Here is a 16,660-nt window from a genome sequence, read left to right on the forward strand (position 1 = left end):
CCACCAGGAGACCCCCCATGCAACTCATCGTCTCCGCCGGGCTGATCGCCGTGGTCGTGCTGTGGGGGCTGGTGTCTCCTGCGTCGCTCGACCGCGTGTTCAGTACCGCGCTCGCCGACATCACGCGCAACTTCGGCTGGTTCTACCTGTGGGTGGTGCTCGGGCTGGTGGTGCTGGCCGTCTTCCTGGCGTTCAGCCGCTTCGGCGACCTGAAGCTGGGCGACGAGGACGACGAGCCCGAGTTCTCCATCGGCGCCTGGTTCGCGATGCTGTTCGCGGCCGGCATGGGCATCGGCCTGGTGTTCTGGGGCGTGGCCGAGCCGATCTCGCACTACGCGAATCCGCCGCCCGGCGTGATCCCCGGCACGCCCGATGCGGCCGGCGTGGCCATGCGCTACGCCTTCTTCCATTGGGGGCTGCACCCCTGGGCGATCTACGGCATCGTCGGCCTGTCGATCGCCTTCTTCAGCTTCCGCCGCAAGGCGCTGCCACTGGTCAGCTCGGCCACCGAGGCGCTGCCGTGGCGCTTCGTGCAGCGGCTGTCGCCGGCCTTCAACGTGCTGGCCGTGGTGGCCACCGCCTTCGGCGTGGCGGCCTCGCTGGGCATGGGCGCCACGCAGATCAACAGCGGGCTGCACGCGGCCTTCGGCACGGACATCGGCCGCTGGACGCAGGCGGTGATCATCGTGGTGACGACGGTGCTGTTCATCACCTCGGCGGTCACGGGCGTCGAGCGCGGCGTGAAGTGGCTGTCGATGGGCAACCTGGTGCTGGCGGCGCTGCTGGCGCTCACGGTGCTGGTGGTGGGGCCGACCATCGCCATCGTCGAGACCTTCACCAACACGCTCGGTTCGTACCTTGCCGAGTTCGTGCGCATGAGCCTGCGCATGAACCCGTTCCGCAACAGCTCGTGGGTGGCCGACTGGACGCTCTTCTATTGGGCCTGGTGGCTCGCGTGGTCGCCGTTCGTGGGCCTGTTCATTGCACGCGTGTCGCGCGGCCGCACGATCCGTCAGTTCATCCTGGGCACGGTGATCGCACCCACGCTGGTGGGCTTCGCGTGGTTCTCGGTGTTCGGCGGCGCGGCGCTCAACTTCGAGATCTTCCAGGGCGTGCCGCTGGTCGAGTCGGTGAAGGCCGACGTGTCGACCACCATGTTCGTGATGTTCAAGGCGATGCCCATGGGCGGGCTGCTGTCGATCGTGGCCACGCTGCTGGTGTTCGTGTTCTTCGTGACCTCGGGCGATTCCGCGACGCTGGTGCTGGGCATCATGAGCACGAAGGGCAATCCGAACCCGCCTGCCCGCGTCAAGATCACCTGGGGCGTGCTGGTGGCGGCGATTGCGCTGAGCCTGCTGTTCGCGGGCGGCATCAAGGCCATCCAGACGGCGACCATCGTGTTCGCGCTGCCGTTTGCGTTCGTGATCCTGCTGATGGCGCTGTCGGTCACGCTGGCCATCCGCGACGACTGGAACGCCGAGCAGAAGCGCGAACGCGAGCTGCGGCGCAAGATGCGGCAGCTCGTGAACTGGTAGGACGGACAAAAAAACGCCCGGCGCGCGGTGGACACGCGCCGGGCCTACCCTCCCTACCTTCCCTAGCCTCCCTGGCCTCCCTGGCCTCCCTGGCCTCCCTGGCCTCCCTGGCCTCCCTGGCCTTCTGTGTTCTTTGCTTGCTTAGCTTCCGATGTGCATCGTGAACGCCGGCCCGTTGTTGAGCACGCACTGGCCGCTGCCCAAAGTGGCGGAGTTCATCGTGTACTGGCAACTCAGGTTGCCGCCGCGACTGCCGGTGGCGTTCGCCACGCCGGTGGTGCGCGAGCCGGCCACGCGGGTCGCCTCTCCCTGAAACTGTTCGGCACCGATCTGCGCGCTGAAGTGGCCGCGGCCGTTCATGTCGTTGGTCACCGTGCCCCCGACGGCGCCGTAGCGCGCGGCTTCGGCGTTCGACGGATACAGCCGCGCGCTGAAGGTCTGTGACACCGGCCCCGGTGCCACGGCGTAGCTTTGCTGCGACGGCGCGACGGGAGCGGGTTGCCCGAGCGGCACCACGTAGCAACCGCTGAGGACGGTGCCCGCGAGTGCGGCGGCAAGGGTGAGTCGAACGATGGTGACGGAACGCGGGATGTTCATGCGTTTCTCGGTGGCCCGGGCAGATGCCCGTGCGGCGAAATGTGCCCGCACCCGCCCCGGCATCGTGCGCCTTTCGCCGGGAGTACCGCTTTCTGCGCCCGGCGGTAGCCACGGCGGCTACTGCGACGGGGTTGCGGCCGCACAATCGCGGGCCGTTTCTCGCAGGCACCGAATGAAATCCACCGCACCGCCCATTGCCGCCGTCATGGTCCACGTCACTGATGTGAACGCGGCGCTGCGCTGGTACGCCGACGCCTTCCCCGATGCGGTGCCGATGTCGATCGGCTCGCCGGCCTTCGAGTGCCTGTCGGTCCACGGCGTGCTGCTGGAGCTCGTGCCGGCCGACGCGAAGGTCGGCGCCGGTGCCTCGGGCTCGGTCGTGTACTGGAACGTCGCCGACTTCGATGCGGCGCTGGCCCATCTCGAGGCCTGCGGCGCGCCGCTGTACCGCGGCCCCTTGCGGCTCGAGGGCGACGAACACATGGCCCAGGTACGCGACCCCTGGGGCAACTGCATCGGCCTGCGAGGGCCTTCCACCGGGCGGCGACAATGCGCCCCATGAATTTCCAGAAATTGCTGGTGCCCGTGGGGGCCGTCGTGCTCCTCGGCCTGTCCTGGCACCAATACGGATGGGGCGGCGTGGCGTTCGCCGGCGGTGCGATCGTGATGTTCCTGCTGATGCACTTCAACCGCACGATGCAGGTACTCAAGCGGGCCGCCGACCGGCCCATCGGCACGGTGGCGAGCTCGGTGATGCTGAATGCCAAGCTCAAGCCCGGCGTGACGCTCATGCACGTCATCGCGATGACGCGCGCGCTCGGCGAACAGCGCTCGCCCGAGAACGAGCAGCCCGAGCTGTACCGCTGGACCGACGCCGGCGGCTCCTACGTCGATGCCGTGTTCAACGGCGGCAAGCTGCAGAGCTGGACGCTCACGCGGCCCGAGACGTCGGCCGACGAAGAAACGCCCGCGGCCTGAAGGCGGCGCGGGCGCTTCGCCTGATTCAGAACCTCAGAACGGCGCGTCTTCTTCTTCGGGCGTGTCGGCCTGCGTTGCAGGCGCAGTGGCCGCAGCCTTCGGCGCTTCATCCGGCGGGGCCGCCGAGAACGCCGCTTCACCACCCAACGCATCGAGCAGCGCCGGCACCAGCTGGCCGAGTTCGCCGGTGGCAATGGCCACGTCGGCGTCGAAGTTGTCTTCCTTCTTGCCGCCCGCCGCGCCGTCGCCCGTGCCTTCGAGGAAGGTGATCTTGCGGATCAGCAGGCCGTGCGTCAGCTCGAAGGACACGCGGTCGTCCCAGGTGAGTGCCAGGCGCGTCGGGCGCTTGCCGTCGGTGATGTGCTGCTTGACCTCGTCGATGTCCAGCGCGTGCTTGGCGTAGCGCACCACGGCCTTCGAATCGTCGGAGGCCTTGAGCTCGCACTCGCGGTCGATGCTGAAGCCGGCCGGCGGCTCCTGCGTCAGCAGCCAGTTGGCCATGGCGGCGGCCGGCTCGATCTGCGTGTTGATCAGCGCCACGGCAAAGCCGTCGAGCGACTTCACGAGGCTGGTGACCACTTCGTCGGCGCGCGCGGCATTGCCGCAGTTGATCACGAGGCGGTTCTCCGCCTTGTCGATCCACACCGTCACGCGCGCGCTGCGCGTGAAGGCCATGGGCAGCAGCTCGAGGGTGATGTCTTCCTTGAGCTCCTTCTTTTCCTTCTTGCCAGGCTTGCGGCCGGTGGTCGTCTCGATCTGGGCGCAGCGCTCGTCGAGCTTGCGGCGCACCACGGAGCCGGGGACTTGCTTGCTCTCGATCATGTACTCGACCAGCCACTGGCCGTCGATGGATTCGACCAGCGGGCCGTTGGCTTCGCCGCGGGGCTCGACCCAGCCGGCGGACTTTTCCTGCGAGGGGCCGCAAGGCACGAAGCGTTGCTTGGCCAGCCCTTCTTCTGCCTCGGTCAGTGATTGGGACCAGGCAGGTTCGATGCGATAGACGATGACGTTCTTGAATACGGACACGGGAACCCTTTTTCCACTGGTTGGCACAACCGGCCATTGTCGGGCACCGCGTTCCGGGCTCCGCCGTAAAATCGAAAGCTTTTGCGACTTCCTAGTGGGTCGCACCCCCACACCGCTCCCAAAGGAATCAGGAAATGAGCTCGATCCCCCCCTCGCTGGACGACCGTGACGGCAAGATCTGGATGGACGGCGAACTCGTGGACTGGCGCGACGCCAAGATCCACGTGCTCAGCCACACGCTGCACTACGGGTGCGGCGCCTTCGAGGGCGTGCGCGCCTACAAGACGGCCGACGGCGGCACGTCCATCTTCCGCCTGGCCGAGCACACCGAGCGCCTGTTCAACAGCGCCAAGATCCTGCGCATGAAGATCCCCTTCACGCAGGAACAGCTGAACGAAGCCCAGAAGCAGGTCGTGCGCGAGAACAAGCTCGAAAGCTGCTACCTGCGCCCCCTGATCTGGATCGGCTCCGAGAAGCTGGGCGTGAGCCCCAAGGGCAACAAGATCCACGCCATGGTCGCGGCCTGGTCGTGGGGCGCCTACCTCGGCGAAGAAGGCATGCGCCGCGGCATCCGCGTGAAGACCTCCAGCTACACGCGCCACCACGTGAACATCACGATGACGCAGGCCAAGTCGGTCAGCAACTACACCAACTCGATCCTGGCCAACATGGAAGCGCTGGACGACGGCTACGACGAAGCGCTGCTGCTCGACGCGAGCGGCTTCGTGTCGGAAGGCGCGGGCGAGAACGTGTTCGTGGTCAAGAACGGCGTGGTCTACACGCCCGACCTGTCGGCCGGCGCCCTGAACGGCATCACGCGCAACACCATCCTGCACATCTGCAAGGACCTGGGCATCGAACTCGTGCAAAAGCGCATCACGCGCGACGAGGTCTACATTTCCGATGAAGCCTTCTTCACCGGCACCGCCGCCGAAGTGACGCCGATTCGCGAACTCGACCGCATCGAGATCGGCAACCGCGGCGACGGCGGCTCGCGCGGCCCGGTCACCGAGAAGATCCAGGCGGCCTTCTTCGACATCGTGAACGGCAAGAATCCCAAGTACGCCCACTGGCTCACGAAGGTCTGAGAGAAAACATGTCCACCAATGCAGTCGTCGAACTCCTCGCGAAGGAGCTCAATCACCAGGGCGGCGTGTTCTGCCCCAGCCCCAAGGCAGACATGAAGCTCTGGAACGGCCACCCGAAGGTCTACCTCGACGTGGCGCGCACCGGCGAAGCCAAGTGCCCGTACTGCGGCACGGTGTACCGCCTGAAGGCGGGCGAGACCGTCTCGAGCCGCCACTGAGCGGCCAGGCGGAAAAAAGAAACCGGCCCTTGCGGCCGGTTTTTTCGTTTCAGCTTGGCCGGGCCCGCGGCCACAGGCCGCGCCACGGATCGGGGTCCTGCGATTCCTGCGCCAGCCGCAGGTAGACCATCGCGATCCACAGCACGGCCAGCCCGATCTGCGCGTCGCGCATCGCCGAGTTCACGCTCGACGCGATGAGCGCGATGAGCGTGGCGGCCAGTGCGTAGCGGCCGGCGATGTCGGGCCGGCGCCAGGCCTGCCAGACGGCGACGAGCATGATCGCCAGCAGGCTCAGGATGCCCGGGATGCCGCCTTGCGCGCCCACCCAGAGGAAGTCGTTGTGCGGCATGTTGGAGTCGGCGAACAGCGCCGGGCCGCGCTTGTGCCACTGCTCGGTCCAGCCGCCGATGCCCCAGCCCGCGACGGGCTGGTCGGCGATCATGGCGCCGGTGTCGCGGTACATGTAGTAGCGGATGATCCAGCTGCCGTGGAACACGGCGCCGGTCTGCGCCTTCTCGAGTTCCTCGATGCCGGTCTCGACCTTCTGCTGCAGCTGCGGCAGCTGGTACAGGCCCGCGCCGATCACCACCGCGCCCAGGATCAGCGCGGCCGACAGCGCCTTCAGGTGGTTCTTCCACTGGTGCAGGCAGACCACCGGAATCACCAGCAGCAGCGCCAGCACCGAGGTGCGCGACGTGAGCGGCAGCGCGACCACGGCGCCCAGCCCGAGCACGAGCGCAAAGGCTGGCAGCGCGCGCCAGGGGCGGTGCCCGGCGATCTGCGACAGCCCCCAGACCGCGGCGCTGGCCGCGACGATGCTGAACAGCAGCGCGTTGCTGATCGACTTGTTGCCCACCTCCATCACCACGCCGCGCAGCGCGCCCGGCACCGGAAAGCCCAGGCTGTAGTGCAGCACGATGAGCGCGATGTTGAGCGCCGCGATCAACAGGAAGCCGCGCAGCGCCCACAGCGCCTCTTCGCGCGTGAGCGCCATCGCCATCAGGAAGGTGAGGGCGATGCGCAGCCCGTGGAACAGGTTGGAGGGGGTCTCGGGGTAGTGCGGCCGCACGGCCAGCACGATGAAGGTCCACGCCACGTAGGCGACCACCGGCCACCACAGCGGGTTGGCGCGCAGGCGCGCGTAGCGCTCGCGCAGGCCGCCGGCCACCAGCAGGGTGAGCAGCAGCACGATGGCCGACAGGTAGGTGACGCCGACCGGCATGAACACCACCAGCCCCCAGAACATGGCCGCGGGCCGAACGATGTGCGATCTCTGCATAGGGGCGGGATTTTAGGTGCGGCCCCTCGGCTGAACCTGACTTGCCCCTGCGCGCCCGAAGGCGCTCAGTGCGCTGCGGCGGCAGGGCCTTTGGCCGGCAGGCGGATCACGAAGCTCGCGCCCCCGCCTGGCCGGTCTTCGCACTGCACCGATCCGCCGTGGCGTTCGGCGATCGACTTCACCAGCGCCAGCCCGAGGCCGACGCCGCCGTTGCGCTCGCTGGCGCCCGGCAGGCGGTAGAAGGGCTCGAAGATGCGTTCGCGCAGCGCCGCCGGCACGCCCGGCCCGCGGTCGTTGACGCGCACCGTGGCGTAGCCGCCGGCGCTGCCGAGTTCGACGCTGATCTCGCCCGCGCCGTAGCGGCGGGCGTTCTCGAGCAGGTTGCGGATCGCGCGGCGCAGCAGGCGCGACACGCCCTGCACGGTGAGCGTCGCGTTGTCGGTGCCTTCGGCCAGGTCGAGTTCGGCGTTGACCTGCGCGCACTCTTCGGCGGCCAGGCCCGTCAGGTCGACGGCTTCGATGGTGCCCATGTCGGCCTCGCTGGCGTCGAGCCGGCTGGCCAGCAGGATCTCGTCGATGAGCTGGTCGAGCTCGCCGATGTTGCGCGAAATCTCTTCGCGCGCCGTCGGGCTCGGCCGGTCGCCCATGAGCTCCAGGCCCATGCGGATGCGGGTGAGCGGCGAGCGCAGTTCGTGCGAGGCGTTCGCCAGCAGCGACTTGTGCGAACGCACCAGCTGTTCGATGCGTTCGGCGGAGGCGTTGAAAAGTTTGGAGAGATCGGCCACTTCGTCTTGTCCTTCCTCGGGCACGCGCGCCGACAGGTCGCCCTCGCCCCAGCGCTGCACGCCGCGCTGCAGGGTCTCGAGGCGCTGGGTGATGCGCCGCACGATCGGGTAGACGCCCAATGCCACCGCCACGCCCACGAGCGCGATCATCCAGCCCAGCCCGAACGGCGTGCGCCAGGGCGCGAAGCCGCCGGTGCCGGTGGGGCGTTCGCGCGGCGCCACGCGCAGCGTCATGTCGCGGCCGTCGCTGAGCTGCACGTCGAACTCCAGGCCCTGGCCCGGCACGCGCATGGCCTTGCCGGTGCCGATGGTGCGGTCCTGGCTGTCGAGCACGACCACCTCGCGCGGCACCGGCGCCAGGCGTTCGCGCTCGGCCTCGGCGGCCACGCGCACGATCCAGTTGGCCATCAGCGTGAGGATGACCACGCCGCCGACCACCGCGAGCCAGATGCGGACGTAGAGGTGGCGGCGGTAGAGGCTGCGCAGCATCGCGGGGCGCGTCCTAATCCTGCTGCTTGGCGAACACGTAGCCCACGCCGCGCACCGTCAGGATGCGCTTGGGGTTCTTCGCGTCGACCTCGATGGCGGCGCGGATGCGGCCCATGTGCACGTCGATCGAGCGGTCGAAGGCCTCGAGCTCGCGGCCGCGCACGGCTTCCATGATCTGGTCGCGCGTGAGCACGCGGCCCGCGCGCTCGGCCATGGCCACCAGCAGGTCGAACTGGTAGGAGGTGAGGTCGGCCAGCGCGCCGGCCACCGACACGGTGCGCGCGTTGCGGTCGATCTCGAGCGTGCCGAAGCGCATCACCGTGGAGGCTTCGGCCTCGGTGGCGTTCTCGCTGCGCCGGCGCAGCACGGCGCGGATGCGTGCCAGCAGCTCGCGCGGCTCGAAGGGCTTGGGCAGGTAGTCGTCGGCGCCGATCTCCAGGCCGATGATGCGGTCCATCGGGTCGCCCTTGGCCGTGAGCATCAGCACCGACACCTTGGCCAGCGGGCCGGGCAGGGCGCGGATGCGGCGGCAGACCTCGAGGCCGTCGGTGTCGGGCAGCATCAGGTCGAGGATCACCAGGTCGGGCGCGTGCTGCTGCAGCTGCTCCAGGCCGGTGGCGCCGTCGCCAGCGTGGTTGAAGGCGAAACCCGACTGCGTCAGGTACTCGCCCACCATCTGCGCCAGGCGGGCGTCGTCTTCGATCATCAGGAGTTGGGGGGTGCTCATGCGCTTCATGGTCGTTCACCGGGAGCAAGCGGGCTTGAACGCTCCGTAAAGTTGGGTAAACGCAGCATCGCCCTGTCAACCTGGATCGCTGCGAAAAACATAGCGCCTCGCCCAGGTTGCGTGGGCGCCATGCGGCAATGATGACGTACCGGGGCGCGGTTGCGTGTGTCAACACGCACCGCCGCTCCCCGGCGCAGGCCGGTCAGTCCGCGGCCTGCAGGCGCAGCCGCAGGGCCAGCGCGGCCGACAGTGGCAGGTCGATGGGCGCGTCGGCGCTGCCCGGGGCCTGGGCCAGCGCCTCGAACAGGGGCAGGGCGTCGGCCATCGGGTTGATGTCCTTCAGCGTGGCGGCGGCGGCCGAGCGCGGCGCCGTCGCCGTGCCGGCGGCATCGCCGACCAGCGACCAGTCGAGGCTGGCCACCGTGCGGGCCGTGCGCTCGGGCGCGATCACCAGCGCCACGGCCAGCAGGCCGCGGCTGTCGGTCACGGAGGCCAGCGCGCCGACCGTGGGGGCGTCGTAGCCCACCAGCAGCACCGGCGTCTGGTCGGCCGCGCACTGCACGGCCGCTTCGAGCAGGCCGGCGGCAAAGCTGTGGCCGTAGGCCGAGACGGCGTTGCTGGCCGCCATGCAGCCGGTGCCGATGGTCCAGTAGCCCACGGCCGCGTTGTGCACCGAGTTGTGGAACTTGGTGGGCGACAGCATCTTCGGGTCGCCCGCGAGCGTGCTGCACATGTAGTCGTTGATCGACAGGTCGCCGTGCGCCGACGTGAACACGCAGGGCACGTCGGCCGCGGGCCGGTCGGCGCCCGCGATGGCCGCGGCGGCCACTTCGAGCGCCAGCGCCACGGTGTCGGGGGCGCGGCGGCGCTCGGCCGGGGCCAGCACCTGCGGCGAGGGCCGCTTGGCGGGCGGATCGGCCAGCGCGCCTTCGCCGCGGAAGGCCGCGCGCGCGGCGTCCCAGCCGGGCAGCGTGGGGGTCCAGAAGGCGGGGCCTTCGATGTAGAGCGTTGGAGGCGTGTTCATGCGGTCACCGCCTTGCCGAAGACCAGCGCGCAGTTGTTGCCGCCGAAGCCGAAGGAGTTGGAGAGCGCGTAGCGCACCTCGCCCGTCGCGGGTTCGAGCTTGATCTGCGGGCCGAAGCCTTCGTCCAGCGTGCGCGTGTTGACCGTGCCCGGCATCAGGCCGCGCTCGATCGCCAGCAGGCAGACGACGGCCTCGACGATGCCCGCGGCGCCCAGCGTATGGCCCATGAAGCCCTTGGTCGAGCTGGCGTGCGTGCGCGCCGGGAAGCGGCGCGCCACCAGCGCGCCCTCGACCTCGTCGTTCTTCTGGCTCGCCGTGCCGTGCATGTTGATGTAGTCGATGGCGTCGGCGGCCAGGCCCGCGCGCGCCAGCGCGTCGTCGAGTGCGCGCTCGGCGCCCAGGCCCTCGGGGTGCGGCGTCGACATGTGGTGCGCGTCGCTCGCTTCGCCGTAGCCCAGCAGCTGCGTGGCGCTCTCGCCCGCCTGCACGCGCTCGACCAGCGCGAAGCCGGCTGCCTCGCCGAGGCTGATGCCCTTGCGGTCGGCATCGAAGGGGCGGCAGGGTTCGGTGGAGACCAGTTCCAGCGAGTTGAAACCGAACAGCACGCTGCCGCACAGCGTGTCCGCGCCGCCGACCACGGCCGCGTCGGCCAGGCCCAGGCGGATCAGCCGCTCGGCCGAGGCGAACACCTTGGCGCTGGACGAGCAGGCGGTGGAAATCGTCTCGCTCGGGCCGTCGATGCCCAGCACCTGCTGCACGAACATGGCCAGCGAATGCGGCGTGTGGACGGCCGCGCGGCGCTGGTCCGGCGGAAAGTTGCCGTCGGCGTCGAGCTGCGTGTAGGCCAGCTCGGTCTCGCCGATGCTGGCCGTGGAGGTGCCGAGCACCAGCGCGATGCGCGTGGCACCGTACTTCTGGCGCGCGGCCGCGACCGCCTCGAGGAAGCCGTCGGCCTGCAGGCCCAGCCAGGCCAGCCGGTTGTTGCGGCAGTCCCAGAACGCGGCCGATTCGGGCAGGCGGACGTCTTCCAGGCCGTCGACGCGGCCGATCCAGGTCGGCAGCGGCGCTTCGCCGAAGTCGTTGGCGCGCAGGCCGCTGCGCGAGTGCGCGAGTGCGTCGGCGTGCGCTTCCTTGCCGACGCCGACGGCCGAGGTGGCCGTGTAGGCACTGATTTGAAGGGGAGAAATTCGGGACGGCACGATGGATGTGGGAGCAGGCAACAGGCGAAAGGGCGTCGGCGACAGAAGAAAAAGCGGGAAAGCGCAATTTTCACGCAATGAATGTCGCAGCCTACCAGCGTTGCGTATCAGGTTGCGTCGGCTGTTTCCTATAGATGACAGCTCCGGCGCAGGCCCTATTGACGCTCGCCGTCGCCTGTGCGGGCCGCCATGCGCGAGGCCAGCGCCACCAGCAGCAGCACCGGCACGCCCAGCAGCGCGGTGGCGGTGAAGAAGGTGCTGTAGCCGTAGGCGTCGACAAAGGCGCCCGAATAGCCGGCGATGAACTTCGGCAGCAGCAGCATCAGCGAGCTGAACAGCGCGTACTGCGTGGCCGAGTAGCTGATGTTGGTCAGGCTCGACAGGTAGGCGATGAAGGCCGCCGAGGCGATGCCGCCGGCCAGGTTGTCGGCCGAGACCACCGCGATCAGCGCCGTCAGGTCGTGCCCGCGCGTGGCCAGCCAGGCGAACAGCAGGTTGCTCGCGGCGCTCAGCACGGCGCCCAGCATCAGCACCCGCATCACGCCCAGGCGCATCGACAGCACGCCGCCCACGAAGGCGCCCACCAGCGTCATGATCACGCCGTAGATCTTGCTGACCGTGGCCACCTGGTCCTTGGTGAAGCCCATGTCCACATAGAAGGGGTTGGCCATGATGCCCATCACCACGTCGCTGATGCGGTAGATGGCGATCAGCGCCAGGATCAGCGCGGCTTGCCACTTGTAGCGGCGGATGAAGTCGGCAAAAGGCTCGATCAGCACGCTTCGCAGCCATTCGCCCGCGTTCTTCGCCTTCGGCAGCACGCGCCGCACCGGTTCGGGCGACAGCAGCACCGTGAGCACGCCGACCGCCATCGAGGCCGCCATGACGAGGTAGGCCGTCTTCCAGGCGCCGTTCTGGTAGGCCGCCGCGCCGGTGACCGCCACGGCGGGCGCCACCTCGGCCCAGGCCGCGACCCACAGCACGCCGGCGCCGGCCCAGATCATCGCCAGCCGGTAGCCCGTTTGATAAGCGGCGGCCAGCGCGGCCTGCTTGCGCGTCTCGGCCGATTCGATGCGGAAGGCGTCCAGCGCGATATCTTGTGTGGCCGAGCCGAAGGCCACCAGCAGCGCGCACCAGATCAGCGGCTGCAGCCCCAGGCGCGGGTCGTTCATCGCCATGCCGACCAGCCCGACGATCACCATGCCCTGCGCCAGCAGCAGCCAGCCGCGCCGGCGACCGAGCAGCGTGGTCAGCGGCGGCAGCGGCAGCCGGTCGACCAGCGGCGCCCAGACCCACTTGAAGCCATAGGCCAGCCCGACCCAGCTCAGGTAGCCGATGGTGGTGCGGTCGATGCCCGCTTCGCGCAGCCGGAAACTCAGCGTGCCCAGCACCAGCAGCAGCGGCAGGCCGGCCGAGAAGCCCAGCGCGAGCATGCGCAGGGTGGCGGGTTCGAGGTAGACCTTGAGCGCGTCGCGCCAGGGCAGCGCGGCGCTCGCGGGGGCTTGGGTGGGTTCGGCGGGCGGTGCGGACATGAGTGGGGGATTGTCCATGAGCCATGGAGGACATCGGCGCGCCCGCTCGTCTCCATTTGTTCCTATCATCCGGGCACCTATGTGCACACGATGCGAACGCCCCCTTTCCGCCCTCTCCGAAGCCTCGGCCTGGAACCCGCGCCGGGCCTTCCTGCTGGCCGCCGCCGGTGCGGCGCTGAGCGCGCCGGCGCTGGCGCAGGTCAACGTCGGCAATGCCTCGGTGGCGCGCAACCTCGTGCCGGCCGAGCAGATCGAGGCGGCCGGCGTGCAGCAGTACGGCCAGCTGCTCGCACAGGCGCGCGCCAAGGGCGCGCTGGCCGGCGACGGCAACGCGCAGCTGCAGCGCCTGCGCACCATCGCGCAGCGGCTCATTCCCTTCGCCCTGCCGTGGAACAGCCGGGCGCGCGAATGGAAGTGGGAGGTGAACCTGATCGGCAGCAAGCAGATCAACGCCTTCTGCATGCCCGGCGGCAAGATCGCCTTCTTCACCGGCATCCTCGAGCAGCTCAAGCTGAGCGACGACGAGGTCGCGATGGTCATGGGCCATGAAATGGCGCACGCGCTGCGCGAACACGCCCGCGCGCGCATGGCCAAGAGCGCCGGCACCGGCGCGGCGCTGTCCATCGGCGCGCAGCTGCTGGGGCTCGGCCAGGTCGGTGACCTCGCGGCGCGCGCCGGCACGCAGCTCATCACCCTGAAGTTCAGCCGCAGCGACGAGACCGACGCCGACCTCGTCGGCCTGGAGCTCGCCGCGCGCGCGGGCTACGACCCGCAGGCCTCGGTGTCGCTGTGGAAGAAGATGGCCACGGCCTCCAAGAACCAGGGCGGCCTGAGCTTCCTGTCGACCCACCCGAGCGGGCCGGACCGCATCGCCAAGCTCGAGGCGAACGTGCCGAAGGTCGAGAACCTGTACCGGGCGGCTGCGCGCAAGTAGCGGGCGTTTCGCCCCGGCTCCGCTCAGTCGGCGGTGATGTTCCCCTTCTTCACCACCGTCGCCCAGCGCTGCGCGTCCTTCTGGATCAACGCGCCGAACGCCGCTGGCGTCGAACTGGCGGGCACCATGCCCTGCGACTCGAAGGACTTCGCCACCTCGGGCGCCTTCAGCACTGCGGCGATCTCCGTGTTCAGCCGCGCCACCACGTTGGCGGGCGTGCCCTTGGGCGCGAGCACGCCGTACCACATGTCGACGTTGTCGGCGGTCACGCCGGCCTCGGCCAGGGTGGGCACGTCGGGCAACTGCGGCAGGCGGTGGCTGCTGCCGGTGGCGAGCGCCTTGAGCTTGCCGGCCTGGATGTGCTGCAGCGCCACGTGCACCGGCAGGAACATCGCATCGATGCGCCCGCCGAGCAGGTCAGTCACCGCGCCGGCCGTGCCCTTGTAGGGCACGTGCAGCAGGTCGGTGCCGGTGCCCTGCATCAGGAGCGCCATCGACAGGTGGTGCGGCGTGCCGACACCGGGCGTGGCGTAGGTCAGCTTGCCGGGGTTGGCCTTGGCGGTGGCCACCAGCTGCGCGAGCGAGCCCGCCTTCTGGGTGGACGGGTTGGTCACCAGCAGCAGCGTGCCCCAAGAGGTCTGCGACACCGGCGTGAAGTCGGCCACCGGGTCGTAGGCGAGCGACTTGTACAGGCCCTTGTTCATCACCAGCGTGTTGACCTGCACCAGCAGCGTGTAGCCGTCGGGCTTGGCGCGCGCCACCTTCTCGCTGCCGATGTTGCCGCTGGCGCCGGCGACGTTCTCCACGATCACCGGCTGGCCGAGCACGGCGGGCAGGCGGGCCGAGAGCTGGCGTGCGATCAGGTCGATGCCGGTGCCGGGCGTGTAGGGCACCACCAGCGTCACCGGCTGGTCGGGCCAGGCGTGGGCCGCAGCGGCGCTGGCCGCAACAAGCAGGGTGGCGAGGGTCCGGGTCAGAAATCTCATGGGGTCTTGTCTCCGTCTTGTTCGGTGAATGTGCAGTCGCTCAGAGGTACGACGCGCGCGCCTTCAGCGCCGCCGGGTCGTAGCCGGCCACGCGCTTGTAGTGGTCGGAGATCGCCTGCAGTTCCTGCTGCGTGACGATCTCGTCGAGGTTCTCGACGCGCCGGCCGCCCGAGCGCTCGAACACCTCGCGCAGGATGGTGTCGGGCGGGTTGCTGCGGTTGGTCAGCACCACGTCGGTGGTGGCCTTCACGCGCACGCGGTCGTAGGTCTCGAGCGCTGCGGTGCCCACGCCTTCGCGCTTCATCGCGCCCGCGAGAAAACGCGCGTCGATGATCGCCTGGCCCGCGCCGTTGGAGCCGCGCGGCACCATCGGGTGCGCGGCGTCGCCCAGCAGCGTGAGGCGGCCGTGGCTCCAGCGCGGCAGCGGGTCCTGGTCGACCATCGGGTACTCCAGGATGGTGTCGGAGGCCAGGATCAGCGCGGGCACGTCGAGCCAGTCGAAGTGCCAGTCGGCGAAGGCGGGCAGGAAGTCCTCGAGGCGCCCGGCGCGGCTCCAGTCGCGCATCGCGGGCTGGGGCGCGTGGATCTCGGCGACCCAGTTCACGAGCTGGCGGCCCTGGTCGTCGATGTCGTTGCGGATCGGGTAGATCACCATCTTGCCGACGGTGAGCCAGCCCGCGCGCACCATGCTGCCACCCGAGAGAAAGGGCTTCCAGGCCGCGGTGCCGCGCCACATGTTGATGCCCGAATAGCGCGGCGCGCCCTCGTTCGGATACAGCTGCTTGCGCAGCGCCGAGTGGATGCCGTCGCAGCCCACCGCGACCGCGCCGCGCACCGGCGCGCGGCCGTCGGCGAAGTGCACCGTCACGCCGTCGGCGTCCTGTTCGACGCCGGTGCAGCGGTGGCCGCACTGCACGCTGTCGGGGCCCAGGCGCTTGCGTGTTTCGTTCAGCAGCACCGTTTGCAGGTCGCCGCGGTGGATCGAGTACTGCGGCCAGTCGTAGCCCGCGTGCTGGCCGGCGGGCTCGCGGAACACCAGCTGGCCGTGCTCGGTGAAGAAGACCGCCTCCTGCGTGCGCACGCCCACGGCGTCGAGCGCGTCGAGCAGGCCCAGCTCGGACAGCTCGCGCACCGCATGCGGCAGCAGGTTGATGCCCACGCCGAGCGGGCGCAGTTCGGGCACGGCCTCGTACACGCGGCAGGCGATGCCGGCCTGGTGCAGGCTCAGGGCGAGGGTCAGGCCGCCGATGCCGGCGCCGAGGATGATGACTTCGTTAGGTGCGGTGCTCATGGGGTCCGTATTGGGACCGCAAACGAGGCATATGGGAAATTTAGATGTGATATGGATTTATCATGAATACTTATGAACCTGACCACGCGCCAGATGCGCGCCTTCCTGCAGGTGGCGCGCATCGGCAACTTCACCCGCGCGGCGGAGCAGGCGCACATCACCCAGGCCGGCCTGAGCATCCTGATCCGCGAGATGGAGAAGCAGCTCGGCTGCCGCCTGTTCGACCGCACCACGCGCATGGTGAGCCTCACGCCGGCCGGCCGCAGGCTGCTGCCGGTGGTGGAGCGGCTCGTCACCGACCTCGATGACGTGGCCGCCGAGCTCGGCGCCGAGGGCGACGCGGCACGCCAGACGCTGCGCATCGCGGCCACGCCGCTGGTGTCCTCGCACCTGCTGCCCTGGGTGTTCGCGAGTTTTCGCCAGGCGCATCCGCAGGTCGTGCTGCGCCTTTTCGACGCCGACCTGCGCGATGTGGAAGCGATGGTGGCCGCGGGCGAGGCCGACCTCGGCCTGGGCTTCTTCTTCAAGGCCGCGGCGGGGCTCGACCGCACGCCCGTGGGGCGCTTCGAGCTGATGCGCGTCACGCAGGCCACGGCCGACGGCGAGCCGGTCGGCACCGCGCCCTGGTCCGCGCTGCGCGGCGCCACGCTGATCGGCCTGCCGCCCGGCAACCCGATCCAGAAGGTGATCGAGCGCCAGCTCGGCGAGATCGGGCTGGCCGACGCGCAGCGGCCCGCCTTCAACTTCTTCGGCACGCTGATCTCGATGGTCGAGGCCGGCTTCGGCACCGCGGTGATGCCCACCTTCGCGCTGGCGGCCTGCCGCCGTCACCGCGTGAAGACCGACGTGCTGCTGAAGCCGCGCGTGGGCATGGACTTCTTTCGCCTGACCAAGCGCGGCACGCACGAGACCGAGGCGATGCGCGCCTTCAGCGAGACGCTGGCGAAGGCCTTGCCGGCGCTGTCACGCTAG

The 16,660-nt window shown here is 69.5% G+C and carries 17 protein-coding genes; 7 read left to right on the plus strand and 10 right to left on the minus strand.

The genetic code is table 11. The features are described from left to right. Positions 1–17: 17 nt before the first annotated feature. Positions 18–1,535 carry a BCCT family transporter gene (locus ACAM42_RS01540; RefSeq protein ID WP_369630905.1) on the plus strand — a complete coding sequence of 506 codons (1,518 nt, stop codon included), beginning with the start codon at positions 18–20 and terminating at the stop codon, positions 1,533–1,535. Between the two features lie 141 nt (positions 1,536–1,676). On the opposite strand, the gene ACAM42_RS01545 is transcribed toward ACAM42_RS01540, so the two are convergent. Further along, positions 1,677–2,132: a hypothetical protein gene (locus ACAM42_RS01545; protein ID WP_369630906.1), complete on the minus strand. Its 456-nt coding sequence runs from the start codon at positions 2,130–2,132 to the stop codon at positions 1,677–1,679. 172 nt (positions 2,133–2,304) lie between these two features. On the opposite strand from ACAM42_RS01545, the gene ACAM42_RS01550 reads away from it, so the two are divergent. Both ACAM42_RS01550 and ACAM42_RS01555 read left to right on the plus strand, forming a co-directional pair. Then, complete coding sequence (locus tag ACAM42_RS01550; protein WP_167394955.1) at positions 2,305–2,694, plus strand: VOC family protein; 390 nt, start codon at positions 2,305–2,307, stop codon at positions 2,692–2,694. Beyond that, positions 2,682–3,110 (plus strand): glycerate kinase, encoded by a 429-nt coding sequence (locus tag ACAM42_RS01555; RefSeq protein ID WP_369630907.1) that lies wholly within the window; start codon positions 2,682–2,684, stop codon positions 3,108–3,110. The genes ACAM42_RS01550 and ACAM42_RS01555 overlap by 13 nt, the downstream gene beginning before the upstream one ends. A gap of 33 nt (positions 3,111–3,143) precedes the next feature. Here ACAM42_RS01555 and ACAM42_RS01560 read toward each other — a convergent pair whose 3' ends face one another. Then, on the minus strand, positions 3,144–4,136 hold the full coding sequence (locus ACAM42_RS01560; RefSeq protein WP_369630908.1) for a recombination-associated protein RdgC: 993 nt from the start codon (positions 4,134–4,136) through the stop codon (positions 3,144–3,146). Positions 4,137–4,270: 134 nt separating this feature from the next. Between ACAM42_RS01560 and ACAM42_RS01565 the strand changes: the two genes are divergently transcribed. Together ACAM42_RS01565 and ACAM42_RS01570 are read left to right on the plus strand one after the other, a co-directional pair. Further along, positions 4,271–5,224 carry a branched-chain amino acid transaminase gene (locus tag ACAM42_RS01565; protein ID WP_369630909.1) on the plus strand — a complete coding sequence of 318 codons (954 nt, stop codon included), beginning with the start codon at positions 4,271–4,273 and terminating at the stop codon, positions 5,222–5,224. Positions 5,225–5,232: 8 nt separating this feature from the next. After that, positions 5,233–5,442, plus strand: coding sequence for a zinc-finger domain-containing protein (locus ACAM42_RS01570; RefSeq protein ID WP_056583879.1), 210 nt, complete (start codon positions 5,233–5,235; stop codon positions 5,440–5,442). Positions 5,443–5,491: 49 nt separating this feature from the next. Here the strand turns inward: ACAM42_RS01570 and ACAM42_RS01575 are convergent, their stop codons facing one another. The 6 genes from ACAM42_RS01575 to ACAM42_RS01600 form a co-directional block, all read right to left on the minus strand. Continuing rightward, a complete protein-coding gene (locus tag ACAM42_RS01575) occupies positions 5,492–6,721 on the minus strand; it encodes an O-antigen ligase family protein (RefSeq protein WP_369630910.1) in 1,230 nt (409 codons plus the stop codon). A gap of 65 nt (positions 6,722–6,786) precedes the next feature. Beyond that, the gene (locus ACAM42_RS01580) at positions 6,787–7,995 is read right to left on the minus strand and encodes an ATP-binding protein (protein ID WP_369630911.1); all 1,209 of its coding nucleotides are present in this window, start codon (positions 7,993–7,995) and stop codon (positions 6,787–6,789) included. A gap of 13 nt (positions 7,996–8,008) precedes the next feature. Beyond that, entirely contained in the window at positions 8,009–8,731 is a 723-nt protein-coding gene (locus ACAM42_RS01585; protein ID WP_062476797.1) for a response regulator transcription factor, read from the minus strand. Between the two features lie 193 nt (positions 8,732–8,924). Further along, positions 8,925–9,746: a beta-ketoacyl synthase chain length factor gene (locus tag ACAM42_RS01590; RefSeq protein WP_369630912.1), complete on the minus strand. Its 822-nt coding sequence runs from the start codon at positions 9,744–9,746 to the stop codon at positions 8,925–8,927. Then, a complete protein-coding gene (locus ACAM42_RS01595) occupies positions 9,743–10,945 on the minus strand; it encodes a beta-ketoacyl-[acyl-carrier-protein] synthase family protein (RefSeq protein WP_369632704.1) in 1,203 nt (400 codons plus the stop codon). The genes ACAM42_RS01590 and ACAM42_RS01595 overlap by 4 nt, the downstream gene beginning before the upstream one ends. 155 nt (positions 10,946–11,100) lie before the next feature. Then, a complete protein-coding gene (locus ACAM42_RS01600; protein ID WP_070063493.1) occupies positions 11,101–12,495 on the minus strand; it encodes an AmpG family muropeptide MFS transporter in 1,395 nt (464 codons plus the stop codon). Between the two features lie 61 nt (positions 12,496–12,556). Between ACAM42_RS01600 and ACAM42_RS01605 the strand changes: the two genes are divergently transcribed. Beyond that, a complete protein-coding gene (locus tag ACAM42_RS01605) occupies positions 12,557–13,411 on the plus strand; it encodes a M48 family metallopeptidase (RefSeq protein WP_369630913.1) in 855 nt (284 codons plus the stop codon). Between the two features lie 23 nt (positions 13,412–13,434). Here the strand turns inward: ACAM42_RS01605 and ACAM42_RS01610 are convergent, their stop codons facing one another. After that, a complete protein-coding gene (locus ACAM42_RS01610) occupies positions 13,435–14,397 on the minus strand; it encodes a tripartite tricarboxylate transporter substrate binding protein (RefSeq protein WP_369630914.1) in 963 nt (320 codons plus the stop codon). Positions 14,398–14,437: 40 nt separating this feature from the next. Continuing rightward, positions 14,438–15,688, minus strand: a complete 1,251-nt coding sequence (locus ACAM42_RS01615) for a flavin-dependent oxidoreductase (RefSeq protein ID WP_369630915.1) — start codon at positions 15,686–15,688, stop codon at positions 14,438–14,440. A gap of 72 nt (positions 15,689–15,760) precedes the next feature. Between ACAM42_RS01615 and ACAM42_RS01620 the strand changes: the two genes are divergently transcribed. Then, entirely contained in the window at positions 15,761–16,660 is a 900-nt protein-coding gene (locus ACAM42_RS01620; RefSeq protein WP_159273505.1) for a LysR family transcriptional regulator, read from the plus strand.

The sequence above is a fragment of the Variovorax sp. V35 genome, from assembly GCF_041154465.1.
Lineage (GTDB): Bacteria > Pseudomonadota > Gammaproteobacteria > Burkholderiales > Burkholderiaceae_C > Variovorax > Variovorax boronicumulans.

Bases quoted from the DNA above. Each gene is read 5' to 3' on its own strand.
- ACAM42_RS01540 (WP_369630905.1), top strand. From the start codon at position 18: ATGCAACTCATCGTCTCCGCCGGGCTGATCGCCGTGGTCGTGCTGTGG.
- ACAM42_RS01545 (WP_369630906.1), bottom strand. From the start codon at position 2,132: ATGAACATCCCGCGTTCCGTCACCATCGTTCGACTCACCCTTGCCGCC.
- ACAM42_RS01550 (WP_167394955.1), top strand. From the start codon at position 2,305: ATGAAATCCACCGCACCGCCCATTGCCGCCGTCATGGTCCACGTCACT.
- ACAM42_RS01555 (WP_369630907.1), top strand. From the start codon at position 2,682: ATGCGCCCCATGAATTTCCAGAAATTGCTGGTGCCCGTGGGGGCCGTC.
- ACAM42_RS01565 (WP_369630909.1), top strand. From the start codon at position 4,271: ATGAGCTCGATCCCCCCCTCGCTGGACGACCGTGACGGCAAGATCTGG.
- ACAM42_RS01570 (WP_056583879.1), top strand. From the start codon at position 5,233: ATGTCCACCAATGCAGTCGTCGAACTCCTCGCGAAGGAGCTCAATCAC.
- ACAM42_RS01575 (WP_369630910.1), bottom strand. From the start codon at position 6,721: ATGCAGAGATCGCACATCGTTCGGCCCGCGGCCATGTTCTGGGGGCTG.
- ACAM42_RS01580 (WP_369630911.1), bottom strand. From the start codon at position 7,995: ATGCTGCGCAGCCTCTACCGCCGCCACCTCTACGTCCGCATCTGGCTC.
- ACAM42_RS01585 (WP_062476797.1), bottom strand. From the start codon at position 8,731: ATGAAGCGCATGAGCACCCCCCAACTCCTGATGATCGAAGACGACGCC.
- ACAM42_RS01590 (WP_369630912.1), bottom strand. From the start codon at position 9,746: ATGAACACGCCTCCAACGCTCTACATCGAAGGCCCCGCCTTCTGGACC.
- ACAM42_RS01600 (WP_070063493.1), bottom strand. From the start codon at position 12,495: ATGGACAATCCCCCACTCATGTCCGCACCGCCCGCCGAACCCACCCAA.
- ACAM42_RS01605 (WP_369630913.1), top strand. From the start codon at position 12,557: ATGTGCACACGATGCGAACGCCCCCTTTCCGCCCTCTCCGAAGCCTCG.
- ACAM42_RS01610 (WP_369630914.1), bottom strand. From the start codon at position 14,397: ATGAGATTTCTGACCCGGACCCTCGCCACCCTGCTTGTTGCGGCCAGC.
- ACAM42_RS01615 (WP_369630915.1), bottom strand. From the start codon at position 15,688: ATGAGCACCGCACCTAACGAAGTCATCATCCTCGGCGCCGGCATCGGC.
- ACAM42_RS01620 (WP_159273505.1), top strand. From the start codon at position 15,761: ATGAACCTGACCACGCGCCAGATGCGCGCCTTCCTGCAGGTGGCGCGC.